Genomic DNA, 13,948 nt, shown 5'->3' with positions numbered 1-13,948 from the left:
ACCACGTCACGCGTCTTTCCACACGCAAACGTCGCAGGAATTCAGGCGCGGCTCGCCGAGCACGAACGTCGCATGGCGCGGCGCCGGCACCTGCACCGGTTGCGCGCCGAAATTGAATGCGAAGGTCAGGCCGCCACGGCGGCGCAGCCGCAGTCCGTCGGCGAGCATCTGCGTATCGAGTCCCGCGTCGCGCGCCGCCTGCCGCAACACCGTGCGATGCAGTTCATGCGACAGCCAGCCGGCCACGTAGCGAACGTTGCCGTGCATCAGCAGCGCGGGCCACGCATCGTCGAAGCGCGCGGCAATGCGTGTCTCGCCATTGGCGCGCACATGCTCGCGCCAGTGCAGCGCGTGACCCGTCGTGCCGTCGAGCGACAGCGCGGGCGCGAGCGTCGAGCGCAGTGTTTCCACTTCGAGCACCTGGATCGGCAGCACGCGCTGCAATGCGCCGGGCGGCAGATTGCCCGGAATCGCGAACGCGTCGGTTTTCGAGCCGCTGCGCGGGCCGAACACCCATTGCGCGTTCGAACGCGCGATCTGCTCGAGGAGTGCGGCGTCGACCACCGCGAGACTCGGCACCACGACTAGCTGGTAGCCTGAAAGATCTGCCCGGCCCGACACGATATCGACATCGAGCCCGAGTTCGCGCAGCGACTCGTAGTAGTCGAAAGCGAGCGTCTGATAGTCGAAGCCGTTGCCGTGACGCTGGATGTCGAATATCCACTGCGTCTCGTAGTCGAATACCAGCGCGGTGGCCGCTCGTGCGGGCGCGGCGAGCGTCGACAGCGCCGTACTGCCCGCGATTTCACGCGCGGCCCGTTGCACCTCGAGACCGCCCGGCGACAGTTCGTTGTTCGGCAGGTTGAGCCCGGAATGCATCTGCTCCTGCGCATATGGGCACTGGCGCCAACGGAAATACGACACCAGCTCCGCGCCATGCGCGAACGCCTCGTAAGCCCACAGCCGCACCATGCCCGACGCCGGCACCGGATTCCACGACGCCCAGTTCACCGGACCGGCCTGCTGCTCCATCACCCAGAAGCGCCCGCCGCCAATGCCGCGGTAGCGGTCGTGATCGAACGCGGACACGTCGGGATGTCCGGTACGCGCGAAGCGCGCCTTCTGCTCCTCCGGCAATGCGATCGATTCGGTGCGCGCGATCGGATAACTATCCCATGCGGCGATGTCGATCGCGTTGTCGGCGGCGAAGCGATAGTGATCGAAGGTCGTGAAAAAGCCCATGAAGTTGTGCAGCAGATCCGCGTTCGGCGCATGCTCGCGCAACACGTCGATCTGTTCGCGATGGAAGCTCGCGACCTCGTCGGACATGAAGCGGCGGAAGTCGAGCAGATGGATCGGATTGGCGTCGGTAGGCGTCAGCGTCGGCAGACCGATCGCGTCGAACGACGGGTACTCCATGCTCCAGAACACGTTGCCCCACGCGTCGTTCAACGCGCCGATCGCTGCATAGCGCCGTTGCAGCCACGCGTGAAAGCGCTGCAAAGCCGCGGCCGAATAGCTCGGCACCGTATCGTGGCAGCCGAGTTCGTTATCAGTCTGCCACGCGACGATCGACGGGTGCCGTCCGTAGCGCTGCGCCATCGCGGTGACGATGCGCACGCATTCGCGCCGGTACGTGTCGCTCGAAATATCGTAGTGACGCCGCGAGCCGAAATTCCAGCGCGTGCCGTCCGCGCGCACCGGCAGCACGTCCGGATGCGCGTCGACGAGCCATTTCGGCGGCGAAGCGGTCGGCGTGCCGAGCACGAGTTGCAGGCCCGCTTTGGCCAGCGTGTCGACGGCTTCGTCGAGCCATTGCCAGTCGTATTCGCCGGCGCGCGGCTCCATGCGGCTCCACGCGAATTCGGCGATCCGCGCATGCGTGATGCCGAGTTCGACCATACGTTGCGCGTCGTCGGCCCACATCGCGCGCGGCCATTGTTCCGGGTAGTAGCAGACACCAAGTTGCATGTGAAAGTCTCGTGGTGAGTTGACGTCGAGCCGTCGTTTCAATCGTGTTTCAGGCGCCGGTTAGCCCTTGCTCGCGCCGAACGTGAGTCCGGCGACGAAATGCCTTTGCATCCCGAAGAACATCAGCACCGAAGGCAATGCGGCCAGCACCGAGCCCGCCGCGACCAGGTTCCACGCGGTCGTCCATTGCCCTTTCAGCGCGGCGACGCCGACTGTGATCGGCGCGGCGTCGTCGCCTTGCGTGAGACACAGCGCCCAGAAGTAGTCGTTCCACACGAACGTGAACACGAGGATCGCGAGCGCGGCGAGCGCGGGGCGGATCAAAGGCAGCACGATGCGCAGGTAGATCGTCCACTCGCTCGCCCCTTCGACGCGCGCGGCCTCGATCATCTCGAACGGCAGCTGCTTGATGAAATTGCGCAGAAACAAGGTGCAAAAGCCGGTCTGGAACGACACATGAAAGATCACCAGCGCCCACACGGTGTTGAACAGGCCGAACTTCAGCGCCATGTCGCGCACGGGAATCATCAGGATCTGGATCGGCACGAAATTGCCGGCGACGAACGCCAACAGCACGGCCGTGTTGCCCGGAAAGCGATACGTCGCCAACGCGAAACCCGCCATCGACGCGAGCACGATCGCGCCGATCACCGAAGGCACCGTGATCAGCACGCTATTGGCGAAGTAATGCAGCATCGGCGTTTGCGTGAGCGCGGTGCCGTAGTTCTCCAGCAGCGCGAAGTGTTTCGGCCATGTCCAGTAGTCGCCCTGCGACAACTCGTCCGTCGAGCGGATCGAGGTCAGCAAAACGGCGAGCATCGGCAGCAGCCAGATAAACAGCGCAAGCGGCAGCGAGGCCTTGTAGAGCGTGCGATTCAGCGGTTTCCAGCGTTCGACGGGAAGCGGATACATGAGCTGGTACTCCTGACGTACACAGAATCAGCGTTCCTCGCGCAGCATGCGGCGCAAATGGAACACGATATAGACGAGCATGATCGCGAACAGCACGACCGCAATCGCGGCGGAATAGCCTTCGCGGTAATACTTGATCGCCTCGTCGTACATGAAATAGGCGAGCACGGTGGAACTGTCGAACGGACCGCCGCCGCTCATCACCGCGATCAGATCGAAGCTGCGCAGTGCGCCGATCACGGTCAGCACCACCGCCATGAAGGTGGCGGGCCGCAGTTGCGGCAGGATCACGTGCCACAGCAGTCGCAGCCCTTTTGCGCCTTCCATGCGCGCCGCTTCGACCACCTCGGGATTGATGCCGGTGAGTCCGGTCAGATACAGGATCATGCAGAACGGTGCCTGCGGCCACAGCGCGGCGAAGATGATGCCGAACGTGACCGTGTGAGGATCGCCGAGCACCGGAATGCCGCGACCGACGATCAAGCGCAGCAGCCCGAATGTCGGATCGTAGAACCAGCTGAACACAAGGCCAACTACGACGCCCGACAGCACGAACGGCGCGAAAAACAGCGATTTCACGACGCGCATGCCGCGCACATGCTGGTTCAGATACAGCGCGAACAGCAGACCGAGAGGCGGCGCGAGCAGAAACAGCGCAAGCCAGATCAGGTTGTTCTTCAGCGCCGTGTAGAACGTATCGGACTGGAACAGCTCGACGTAGTTGGCAAGACCCGCGAAGGTCTTCGGCGTCATGCCGTCCCAGTTGTAGAAGCTCAGCGAAATACTGCTGATGATCGGATAGATCACGCACAGCGTGAACAACGCACAGCCGGGCAGCAGAAAGAAAAACGCGGCGCGATGCTGATGACGACGCGTCGTCGAGACGCGACGGTGCCGCGCCGCGGGCAGGCGGCGCGCTGCGGTATGAGACATGGAACGGCCTCGTCGGAAATCGAAGGCGGAGTTGATCCGGAAGCAGGACCCAGAAGCGGGACCCGCAAGCCGGCCGCACTCAAGCGGCCGGCGCCGTGGGACTTACTTCTGGTAGATGCGCTTGCGGGTCGCTTCGAGATGAGCGAGCACGCTGTCGAGTTGCGACGGATCGCTGTAGAACTGCTGCATGGCCTTCATGCCTTCGTCGGCCATTTCCTTCTGCATGTCGCGATCGTAGAACTGCGCGATGCCGCCCTTCGTGTTCGCGAGCGTCTGGAAGCCGACCTTCGAAATCGCATCTTCAGGCGGAGCGGCCTGGCTGTTCGACGGCAACTGTCCCCAGCCCTTTGCGAGTTCCGCGTTGATCTTCGGCGTTTCCATGAACGCGAGCAGCTTGCGCGCGTCGGCCTTGTTCTTTGCCTTCGCCGGAATCAGCAGCACGTTGACGGGACCGTCTTCTGCCATCGGCACGTTTGCGTCGATCACCGGAAAGCGGAAGAAGCCGATCTGATCCTTGACGGACGGCGGGAAGCTCGCCGAGAAGAACGTGCCCATCAGCATCATCGCGGCCTTGCCGTTGTTCAGGATCGGGCCGATCGAATCGACGTCGTACGACAGCGCGTTGTCGATGAAGTCTTTGTTGTCGAGCAGCGTCTTCCACGTCGTGTAGACCTTCTTCACGCGCGGATCGGTGTACGGAATTTCGCCGGCCATCAGCTTCTGATGGAACTCGTTGCCGTTGATGCGCAGATTCAGATAATCGAACCACGCGGCCAGCGTCCAGCTATCACGTGCGGCCACCGCGATCGGCGCGACACCGATCGCCTTCAACTTCTTGTTGGCTTCGAGCAGTTCGTCCCACGTTTTCGGCTCGCTCTTGATGCCGGCCTTCTCGAACAGATCCTTGCGATAGAAGAAGCCGTACGCGTCATAGCCGAGCGGCGCCGCATACTGCTTGCCCTTGTACGTCGATGCGTCCTTGACCGACGCATACTGCTGCGCCCAGCCGTTCTTCGCCCAGTCCGAGCTCAGATCTTCGAGCAGACCACGTTGCGCGTAATAGGCCATCCGCTCGCCGTCGTGCCACGACACGACATCGGGCGGATCGGTCGCGAGCCAACCGCCCATCTGCACCTTGTACGCTTCCTCGGTCACGTAGGTGATTTTCAGGTCGATGTCGGGATTGGCTTTCTTGAACTGATCGAATGCGTCCTGCCAGGTCGAGCGCTGATTACCGCGCGCCGATACGTTGACGTTCAGCGTAGCCGCGTCGACCACGGCACTGCCGAGCGCGCCGGCCACCACGGCGGCGGCGATCGACACCTGGGCAAGACGGCGAAGGCGAAGAGCAATCATCTATGTCTCCTTGTCTACCTTGTTGACCGGCTACGCAGCGTGGCCGGCGATGTAACCCGCTCTATGGCGGAATTCGATCAGGCGGCCGCGCGTTCCGGTTCGAACGTGCTACGCCGCAGCGCGAGTCCCTGTTCGTCGAACAGATGGCAAGCAGCGGGCGGCACGTGAACGCGGATGCGTTCGCCAGCGACGAGCGGCGTATCGCCGGGCGCTTTCGCGATCAGCGTGCCGCCTGCATGGTCCGCGTGGATATAGCTGTGCTCGCCGAGCCGCTCCGACACCACGGTCGCGCACTGAATGAACTGTTCGTCGCCGTCGAGCCGCAGATGCTCCGGGCGCACGCCGAGCGTGACGGGCTGGCCGCGTTGCAACCGTTCTCCATCGACGTCCGCGACGAGCTTTTGCGCGCCCGCCGCCAGCGCCACCGTCACGCGGCCCGGCTCGATCGATTCGACCGCTGCATCGATGAAGTTCATGCGCGGCGAGCCGATAAAGCCCGCGACGAAGCGCGACTTCGGCCGGTGATACAGCTCGAGCGGCGCACCGCTCTGCGCGATGCTGCCGAAGCGCTCGGCATCCGCGCCCGCATGCAGCAGCACGATGCGATCGGCGAGCGTCATCGCTTCGATCTGATCGTGCGTGACGTACACCACGCTCGCGTTCGCGAACCTCTGATGCAGACGCGCGATCTCGACGCGCGTCTGACCGCGCAGCGCGGCATCGAGATTCGACAGCGGCTCGTCGAACAGAAACACGCCCGGCTCGCGCACGATCGCGCGGCCAATCGCGACGCGCTGCCGCTGGCCGCCCGACAGCGCTTTCGGATGCCGGTCGAGCAGGCTGTCCAGTTCCAGAATCCGCGCGGCTTCGCGCACCTTGCGCTCGATCACGTCCTTCGGCTGCTTCGCGAGCTTCAATCCGAACGCCATGTTGTCGAACACGGTCATGTGCGGAAACAGCGCATAGCTTTGGAACACCATCGCGACGCCGCGCTCGGCGGCCGGCACGTCGTTGACGAGTCGCCCGCCGATATGCAGCTCGCCTTCGCTGAGGTCCTCGAGACCAGCGATCATAATAGCGCGCCGATTCTGCTCGCGATGTGGGAGCACCCAGAGTCGCCGCCCGCGCTACCGTGCATCGCGGTCGACTTCGCGCGCGCGGGCGAATTGGCCGCGCGGCATCTGCTCGGACTAGGCCATCGCGAGATCGGCTTGCTGATCGGCGACGGCTGCGGCGGCTTGCAGGACGCGCGCTCGAACGGTTTTCGGGCGGCGATGCGCGCGGCCGGCATCGAAGCCGACGCGGCCGCGGTGCTGCAAATTCGCGACTCGATCGACGCCGGCTTCGCCGCCTGCATGGCGCTGATGGCGAATCGCCCGCAACTTAGCGCGATCTTCGCGACCAACGACCTGCTCGCGATCGGCGCGATCCAGGCGTTGATCACGCTCGGCCGTTCGGTTCCCGGCGACGTGTCGGTGATCGGCATCACCGACATTCAGCTCGCGCATCAGGTGCATCCGGCGCTGACCACGGTCGCGATTCAAACCGCGGCTGTCGCGGAGTTGTCGATCCAGAGTCTGATCCGTTTGATCCAGACGCCGGAGCGGCAGCCGTCGATGGTGCTCGGGCCGCCGCCCGAGCTGGTGGTGCGTGCTTCGACCGGGCCGCGCAGGAAACGCTGACGCGCCTTAGGTAGCTCGCTCCATCGCCATCAGCGTGACGATACTTTCCTCGGGTCTGTCGATTCATTCGACGATGTTGAAATCGGCAAGATGCTTGTCGCTCAACTGGATGCCCAGGCCCGGCACGTCGTCCGACAGTTGCAGATAGCCATTTTCCGGTTGCGGCTCGCCTTCGAAGATGTAGTAGAACAATTCGTTGCCCACTTCGACGTCGAACACGGGGAAGAACTCCGACATCGGACTCGCGGTGCTCGACATCGTCAGGTGATAGTTGTGCATCTGTCCCGCGTGAGGGATAACCGGCACCGACCACGCTTCGGCCATCGCATTGATCTTGCGCGCGGCCGTGATGCCGCCCACGCGATTCGTGTCGTACTGGATCACGTCGATCGCGCGGCGTTCGAGCAGATCCTTGAAGCCGTAGCTCGTGAACTCGTGCTCGCCGCCCGACACCGGCATCAGGTTCATCTTCTTCAGCTCCTGATAGCCTTCGATGTCGTCGCCGATCACCGGCTCCTCGATCCAGCGCGGATTGAATTCGGCGAGGCGCGGCAGCATTCTGCGCGCGTATTCGAGCGTCCAGCCCATATAGCATTCGAGCATGATGTCGACTTCGTCGCCGGCCAGTTCACGCAACAGACGCACCTGTTCGATGTTTTTCGCCATGCCTTTCGGGCCGTCTTTCGGGCCGTAGCCGAAGCGCATCTTCATCGCGGTGAAGCCGCTGTCCAGGTAGCCTTGTGCTTCGCCGAGGAACGCATCGCGGTCGTCGTTGTTATAGAGCTTCGACGCGTAACACCAGATCTTTTCTTTCGTGCGGCCGCCGAGCAGCTTGAACACCGGCTTTTTCACGGCCTTGCCCATGATGTCCCACAGCGCGATATCGATCGCGGAGATCGCCGCCATGCCGATGCCTTTGCGGCCCCAGGCGAGCGTGCGGCGATACATCTTCTGCCAGATGTACTCGTTGTCGAACGGATCTTCGCCGATCGCGATCGGCGCAAGGTATTCGTCGATGATCTGCTTCGCGATGCGCGGCGCGAGCGCGCAATTGCCGATGCCCACCGTGCCGTCGTCGCATTCGATTTCGACGACGAGCCAGCCGTGAAAGCGGAATGAACCCATCGCGTCGCCGCGCTCGTACAGAATATCGACCGCGTTCGTGCAGAAATGCGCTTGCGGCGGGACGACTTTGCCTTTCCACTCGAAAACACGTGTACGGATATGCTTGATCTTCATGTTCGACGATTTCCTTCTGAGAGTCGGTGAGTCAGTGGCCCGTGCGTTCGCCGAGCGGGCCATTGCGATGAGAGATGGAACTGGAAGCGGCAGCGGACGTGAAGCGGAACGTCAGCAGCAGCAATGCGCCGATCAGGCCGACCACCGCGAGCGAGAACATCCCCGCCTGCGACGAGCCGATCGCGCGCTCGGCTAGCCCCTTCAGGTTCGGTGCGACGAAGCCGCCGAGATTGCCGATCGAATTGATCAACGCGATGCCGCCCGCGGCCGCGGCGCCGCCCAGGTAACCGGTGGGTAGCGTCCAGAACAGCGGCTGCACGCAGACGAAACCGATCGCGGCGAAACAGTACGCGGCAATCGCCAGCGTCACCGACGACGTCATCGCCGAAGCGGCAATGCCGAACGCCGCGAGCGCGAGCATCGCCGCGGCCCAGATACGGTGATGACCGTGACGGTCGGCGTAGCGCGTCACACAGAACGTGCCGATGATCGCGGCGATCCACGGAATCGCGGTCAGCAGTCCGACCTCGACGCCGACATGGCCACCGCTCGCAAGCCCGGCGATGCGCGTCGGCAGATAGAACACGACACCGTACACGCTCATCTGCACCGCGAAGTAGATCAGGCCGCAGAACAGCACGCGCGAATCGCGCAGCGCCGCCAGCACCGAAGCCGGACCATGCGCGAGCTTCTGGCGGTCTTCCTGGCGCAACGCGTGATCGAGCGCATCACGCTCATCGGGATCGAGCCAGCGCGCCTCGACGGGCCGGTCGGTCAGATAGAAGTATGCGACGACCCCTACCACCGACGCCGCCAGCCCTTCGACGACAAAGAGCCACTGCCACGGATGCATGCCAAACGGATTGCCCGCATCGAGCAGCAGACCCGATATCGGGCTGCCGAGCAACAGCGCGAGCGGGAAGCCGAAATAGAACATCCCCATCGTCTGCGAGCGCGTTTTCGCGGGAAACCAGTTCGACAGGAACAGAATGATGCCGGGGAAGAAACCGGCTTCGGCGATGCCGAGCAGCGTGCGCAGCACATAGAAGCTCGTGGCGCTGTCGACGATGGCGGTGCACGCGGACACGATGCCCCACGTGACCATGATGCGGCTCATCCAGACGCGCGCGCCGAAGCGGTACATCAGCAGATTGCTCGGCACTTCGAACACCGCATAGCCGACGAAGAAAATGCCGGCGCCGAAGGCGAACGCCGCGTCGCTCAAGCCGGTGTCGGCCTGTAGCACGTTCTTCGCGAAGCCGACGTTCGCGCGGTCGATGAACGCCAGTACGTACATCAGGATCAGAAAAGGCAGCAGCCTCGTGCGCGCTTTGGTAATCGCGCTGTCGAGCGCGGGGCTCGCGGTCATCGTCATGCGTCGTCTCCAGTTTGGTCTTGTCAACGCGAACGGCGTCGCGATCGCCGTTCTGCGATAAGCGCTAGTGTGCGAAACTATCCGATAACTGACCACTGAATAATTCGTATCGGCCGATTCCTTAAAGTTATCGCTCATGATCCCGCCCGCCTCTACCATCCGCAAGCGTCTGCGCCTACGTCATCTGCAACTGATGGTCGCGCTGTCGGAAACCGAATCGCTGCGGCGCGCCGCGGACGATCTCGCGATGACCCAGCCCGCAGCGACCAAGGCCTTGCAGGAACTCGAAGACACGCTCGGCGTATCCCTATTCGTGCGACATGCGCGCGGCATGGAGCCGACGATCTTCGGCGAGGCCGTGATGCGCTATGCGCGTGTCGTGTTCGAGGATCTCGACGAACTGCGCGAGGAGTTGGCCGGCATCGAGGCCGGCGACATCGGCAAGGTACGCATCGGCGCGGTGATGGCGCCGTCGCCCGAATTGCTGACGCACACGATCGTCAAGCTGAAGGAGGCGCATCCGCGCCTGCAGATGGCGGTCACGATCGACACCAGCGACGTGCTGGTGCAGTCGCTGCAACAGGATCAGCTCGATATAGTGATCGGTCGGATTCCCGATGGTTTTCCGGCACTCGACCTGAGCTTCGAGACGTTGGCGGAAGAGGCGCTGTCGATCGTCGTGCGGCCCGATCATCCAGCCGTGAAAACAGGCAAACAAGCTCGGACGCCGCCGAAGCTGGCGGACCTTGCACGCTATCCGTGGATCATCCAGCCGCATCCGAGCCCGATGCGCCAGGTCATCGATCAAACGTTTCGCGAGTCGCGGGTCGCGCCGCCGGTCAGCACGGTCGAGACGTCGTCGATCCTGACCACGCTGTCGTTGCTGCGCGATTCGGACATGCTCGCCGTGCTGCCGAGTTCGGTCGCGCAGTACTACGTCGCGCTCGATGCGATCGCCGCGGTCGCGACGCCGTTGCGCGGCCGGCTCGCACCGTATGGGCTGATTCTGCGCAGAAACCGGCGCGTCACGCCGGCGATGCAACTGGTCATCGATTCGATTCGCGCGGGGTGAGGGCTTCTGTGAAACGCAATTCGCCGCTCGCATTCAGGCCTACCAGATTCGGGCGAGGGAGCCGGCTTGGATACAGCGATCACTGCGGGTTGTCACTTTCATCCTTCGCCCATAGCCAACAGTCAAGTATCACGTTAGCTTCGGGGGTTCCCGTTGTGGGGATTCAGGAGCCATATATGCCCAAACACCGTCGGAACAACGCGAACGTAGGCGATACCTATGTTTCCAACTTCATTCATGACCACCTTTCCACCGCGCAGAATATACAGCGCAAATACGGAATACCAGCAGGTGTAGTCCTTGCGCAATCCGCGCTGGAAAGTAACTGGGGGAGGACCGTCAGCGGCAATGCATACTTCGGTATCAAAGGCCGCTCACCAAATGGAAAAAGTACAACGTTCAGTACACATGAAACCGTAAACGGCGTATCCGTCGCAACCACGGGCACCTTCAGGGCCTATAGTAGTTATGCCGAGGCCGCGGACGATTACGCCGCCATGCTCAAACACAACGCCCGCTTCCGCTCCGCTTTCCTGCATGTTGACAGCATTGGATTCGCTACTGAAATAGCCCGCAACCATTACGCGACCGACCCTCAGTACGGCTCTAAATTGATCAGTATCATTCAATCACGCAAACTTGATCAATATGACGTTCGTTGAACCGGCAAAAACCATGCGGGCAAGAATGGTGACCTTCGCCTTGCTGCTCGCCAGCGCGCATGCAGCGGCATCGGCGCAAGCGATCTCCACCGCGGATCAGGCCGCGGAGCGGGCAGCGAAAGTCACCCAAACGCATCACCTCTCCTCCAACCGAACCCAATGCCTGCTATTCGACGTCTCGGATGAGAAGAACTATTTCATCGTCGGGGTTCACGAGAACCATACGCTCGAATGCGGTGGCGATCCGAATACGGCGCCAGTGCTCTTCTTTCTGAAGATACGCAAGCGAGATGGCTATGTCGTCACCAACCGACGTGACGGCGAACATTTCGCCCCGCTTCCGCGCAAACCCTAACACCGCTCCCGCCATCACTGCGTTGGCGGGAGCGCACGGTGTCTCATGGCAGTGCTTCGTCATTCTCGCGGAGAAACCGATCTCCAGCCGCGTCCCAGAGCGGCTACATGAGCCGGCACCGTGAACCCTTCCTGATCGCAGCGGTTAGCTGACGAGCATCGAGACCCTGAGAACGGGCAGGATCAATGCAACGCGTAAACTTCCATGCGCGTCGCAAGCGAGCCCAGCCACGCTCGAAGCGTTGCGCGAGCTCGCGGTGTCGCTGCTCAGCGGCAACGTAGCGAGCGCAAGCGGCGCGATCGGCTTGCGGCCGTATCATCGGCCCAAGCCGTTGGCCGGCACCACATTGACGACCCATACACGCCCCGGCGACAATCTCGCGATTCATCGCGCGTTCGAATTCTGCCACCCCAGCGACCTGCTCGTGATCGACGGTGCGATTCGCGACGCAGCGCGACCGGATGATGAACGGCTCATGAACCCCTTGCTACTAGCCACATGGCGCACTACCTGAACACTGCAACCCTTCTCGACCTCGCGCGCGCGGCGCAGCGGCGCCAGGAACAACAACCCGCCGCCGCGCCTTGCGAATGCACGCGCACTCCCCTCGACGGCTGGCAATCGCAACCGCTTTCACTCGACGAAACCTTGCTGGAGGAGATCGGCACGTTGATGCCGGAAGACGATCCCGAGCCGACCTTCAGCGAATATCTGCCCAATAAAACGAGCTACTGGTCGGCCGATGCGCCGATCGCGCCGCGCTATTTCCCGTACAACCGCTGCGGCGTATGGCAATGCTCGACGTGCGGGCGACTGTACTTGCGCTACGTCGAAGGCGGCGGTTACTTTGTCGACCGCAGGATTCGCGCGGTGAACGCGGATCTGATCGAGGACGTGCTGCTGCCCGCATAACGCGGTTTGCCATCGCCACGGTTCAGGCATCGTCCCTGTCCGCGCGTGCGACACCCAGCAGTTCCTTGACGCGCCGCGCGAGATTCGACAGCACGCTGTCGGGGCGCGCCGCAGCCTGCTGTCTATGCGGCATATGCTGCAGATCGTGCCAGTCGGTGTCGAGCGCTCTGGCGTGACCGTCGGCGCTGAACGGCCATTCGACCACCACCGCGCGCAAACGCGCGGCACGCGACCTTCTGTCGGCGCGATCGATATACGCATTGATCGCCGACGCCTCGTGCCGCGCCGATTCCTCCGAATCGACGGCAATGAAGTCGTTCAGCCCTTCGATGTGGACGCACCATAACTGTTCGCTCACGTCGCGTCTCCCGCTGCGTTTATTGTCCTGCCCGGTCAGACCGGTGGCAGTCGTCCCAAGTCAGGTTCGGCCCTGAGCCGTTCCCAGTTCAGATCCGCGAAGCACGGGCCTTGCGTCGCCTCGCTGAATTTGACGTCGTTGTGCTTGCCGTTCCACTCCATCAACTTGACCTGGTCGTTCGCGTCGACCGTGAGATCCCAGCCGATGCAGCGCGCAAACGGAATCTTCCTGTGCAGGCGCAGGACCGTCGCCATGCACTTGTCGAAACACGGAATCTTCACGCCCGCAAAGTGCACGCCCGAGTCCGGATGCGCGTCCACCGCGCCCCAGTCGCTCATATACCCCAGGTCGCACAGTTCGCCCGTCTCCAGATTGACCGACACGCATATTTCGCGATTCGCCAGCACATGCGTATCTTCGGCTCTGCCGAGCCGCAAGTAGCAGGCTCGAACGGAAATGCGGCCGGCGTCGTCCACCACAGTCGTGAAGCGCAACGTCGCCACCGGTTTCGAAGCAAACGCAGTGAACAAACTGTGCTGGTCGATGAAAGTCTGAATCACGCCATTGCCGAGCGACCTGATGACCGCGGGGTCGAAGTGGGCACGGTCGAAGAAGTAGACACCATTGCCCTGTCCGGAACCGTCGAGCTTGAAGGCGACGCGCTCGGTATGCTCGAACACGACGTCCTTCAGATCGCGCTCGGGTACCACGACGCTTTTGTCCGTAAAGAACAGCCCGTTGGCAAAGTACGCCAGGTCCGGCAATTCGTCGCCGTCGAAGATTAGCCGTGAAATCGGCTTAAGGCTCGAAATCTTGCCGTACCAGCCTTTCAGATGCGGCACGACGACGATCCCATAGTAGTTGTCCGGAATCCAGCCTTCCTTGAATGTGCCGCAAAACGCGGTATAAACGCGCAGCCAGGGCGCGTAGACCGGGTCGCCGAACACGTCCCGCGCATAGGCGTCCGCGAGCCGCAGGTTGTTCGGGTCGGCCTTGCCATATCTGCTTTCCAGTCGCTCCAATATTCTTCTCGCCTGCATGCCGTGATCGTGGTGAAAGCGGTAAAGCGAGACCCGCTTTGCTGATCGTCTCACTACGTTTTCAACTCCGGATAGCATCAT

13 protein-coding genes and 2 pseudogenes are annotated in these 13,948 nt (G+C 62.6%); 6 read left to right on the top strand and 9 right to left on the bottom strand.

Features of this window, described 5'->3' with window-relative positions:
* Positions 1-6 precede the first annotated feature (6 nt).
* The 5 genes and pseudogenes from AB3X95_RS16975 to AB3X95_RS16955 form a co-directional block, all read right to left on the bottom strand.
* On the bottom strand, positions 7-1,971 hold the full coding sequence (locus AB3X95_RS16975; RefSeq protein WP_368621970.1) for a beta-galactosidase: 1,965 nt from the start codon (positions 1,969-1,971) through the stop codon (positions 7-9).
* A gap of 60 nt (positions 1,972-2,031) precedes the next feature.
* A complete protein-coding gene (locus tag AB3X95_RS16970) occupies positions 2,032-2,883 on the bottom strand; it encodes a carbohydrate ABC transporter permease (RefSeq protein WP_176107607.1) in 852 nt (283 codons plus the stop codon).
* Positions 2,884-2,910: 27 nt separating this feature from the next.
* Positions 2,911-3,816 (bottom strand): carbohydrate ABC transporter permease, encoded by a 906-nt coding sequence (locus AB3X95_RS16965; protein ID WP_176367545.1) that lies wholly within the window; start codon positions 3,814-3,816, stop codon positions 2,911-2,913.
* 102 nt (positions 3,817-3,918) lie between these two features.
* Positions 3,919-5,172: an ABC transporter substrate-binding protein gene (locus AB3X95_RS16960; RefSeq protein WP_368621969.1), complete on the bottom strand. Its 1,254-nt coding sequence runs from the start codon at positions 5,170-5,172 to the stop codon at positions 3,919-3,921.
* Positions 5,173-5,249: 77 nt separating this feature from the next.
* Positions 5,250-6,245, bottom strand: a pseudogene (locus AB3X95_RS16955) (ABC transporter ATP-binding protein); the annotation flags it as partial.
* Between the two features lie 24 nt (positions 6,246-6,269).
* Between AB3X95_RS16955 and AB3X95_RS16950 the strand changes: the two are divergent.
* Entirely contained in the window at positions 6,270-6,854 is a 585-nt protein-coding gene (locus tag AB3X95_RS16950; protein ID WP_368621968.1) for a LacI family DNA-binding transcriptional regulator, read from the top strand.
* A gap of 63 nt (positions 6,855-6,917) precedes the next feature.
* On the opposite strand, the gene AB3X95_RS16945 is transcribed toward AB3X95_RS16950, so the two are convergent.
* Positions 6,918-8,093 carry an L-rhamnonate dehydratase gene (locus AB3X95_RS16945; RefSeq protein ID WP_176367542.1) on the bottom strand — a complete coding sequence of 392 codons (1,176 nt, stop codon included), beginning with the start codon at positions 8,091-8,093 and terminating at the stop codon, positions 6,918-6,920.
* Positions 8,094-8,124: 31 nt separating this feature from the next.
* Positions 8,125-9,468 (bottom strand): MFS transporter, encoded by a 1,344-nt coding sequence (locus AB3X95_RS16940; protein WP_368621967.1) that lies wholly within the window; start codon positions 9,466-9,468, stop codon positions 8,125-8,127.
* A 136-nt stretch (positions 9,469-9,604) separates the two neighbouring features.
* Here AB3X95_RS16940 and AB3X95_RS16935 point away from each other — a divergent pair, with 136 nt between their 5' ends.
* From AB3X95_RS16935 to AB3X95_RS16915, 5 genes and pseudogenes are all read left to right on the top strand, one after another.
* On the top strand, positions 9,605-10,540 hold the full coding sequence (locus AB3X95_RS16935; RefSeq protein WP_176120656.1) for a LysR family transcriptional regulator: 936 nt from the start codon (positions 9,605-9,607) through the stop codon (positions 10,538-10,540).
* 176 nt (positions 10,541-10,716) lie between these two features.
* Positions 10,717-11,202 carry a glycoside hydrolase family 73 protein gene (locus AB3X95_RS16930; protein ID WP_176120655.1) on the top strand — a complete coding sequence of 162 codons (486 nt, stop codon included), beginning with the start codon at positions 10,717-10,719 and terminating at the stop codon, positions 11,200-11,202.
* Positions 11,189-11,557, top strand: coding sequence for a hypothetical protein (locus tag AB3X95_RS16925; protein ID WP_176120654.1), 369 nt, complete (start codon positions 11,189-11,191; stop codon positions 11,555-11,557). The genes AB3X95_RS16930 and AB3X95_RS16925 overlap by 14 nt, the downstream gene beginning before the upstream one ends.
* A 181-nt stretch (positions 11,558-11,738) precedes the next feature.
* Positions 11,739-11,996: pseudogene (locus AB3X95_RS16920) on the top strand (RraA family protein); the annotation flags it as partial.
* Positions 11,997-12,055: 59 nt separating this feature from the next.
* Positions 12,056-12,469 carry a hypothetical protein gene (locus AB3X95_RS16915; RefSeq protein WP_176367538.1) on the top strand — a complete coding sequence of 138 codons (414 nt, stop codon included), beginning with the start codon at positions 12,056-12,058 and terminating at the stop codon, positions 12,467-12,469.
* A 22-nt stretch (positions 12,470-12,491) separates the two neighbouring features.
* Here the strand turns inward: AB3X95_RS16915 and AB3X95_RS16910 are convergent, their stop codons facing one another.
* Positions 12,492-12,827, bottom strand: coding sequence for a hypothetical protein (locus AB3X95_RS16910; RefSeq protein ID WP_176120652.1), 336 nt, complete (start codon positions 12,825-12,827; stop codon positions 12,492-12,494).
* Between the two features lie 35 nt (positions 12,828-12,862).
* Entirely contained in the window at positions 12,863-13,948 is a 1,086-nt protein-coding gene (locus AB3X95_RS16905) for a sugar-transfer associated ATP-grasp domain-containing protein (RefSeq protein ID WP_176120651.1), read from the bottom strand.

Origin of the sequence: Paraburkholderia sp. BR13444 (assembly GCF_040948755.1) — a bacterium.
GTDB classification, from domain to species: Bacteria; Pseudomonadota; Gammaproteobacteria; order Burkholderiales; family Burkholderiaceae; genus Paraburkholderia; species Paraburkholderia youngii.
This window is presented reverse-complemented; position numbering and strand designations above follow the sequence as displayed.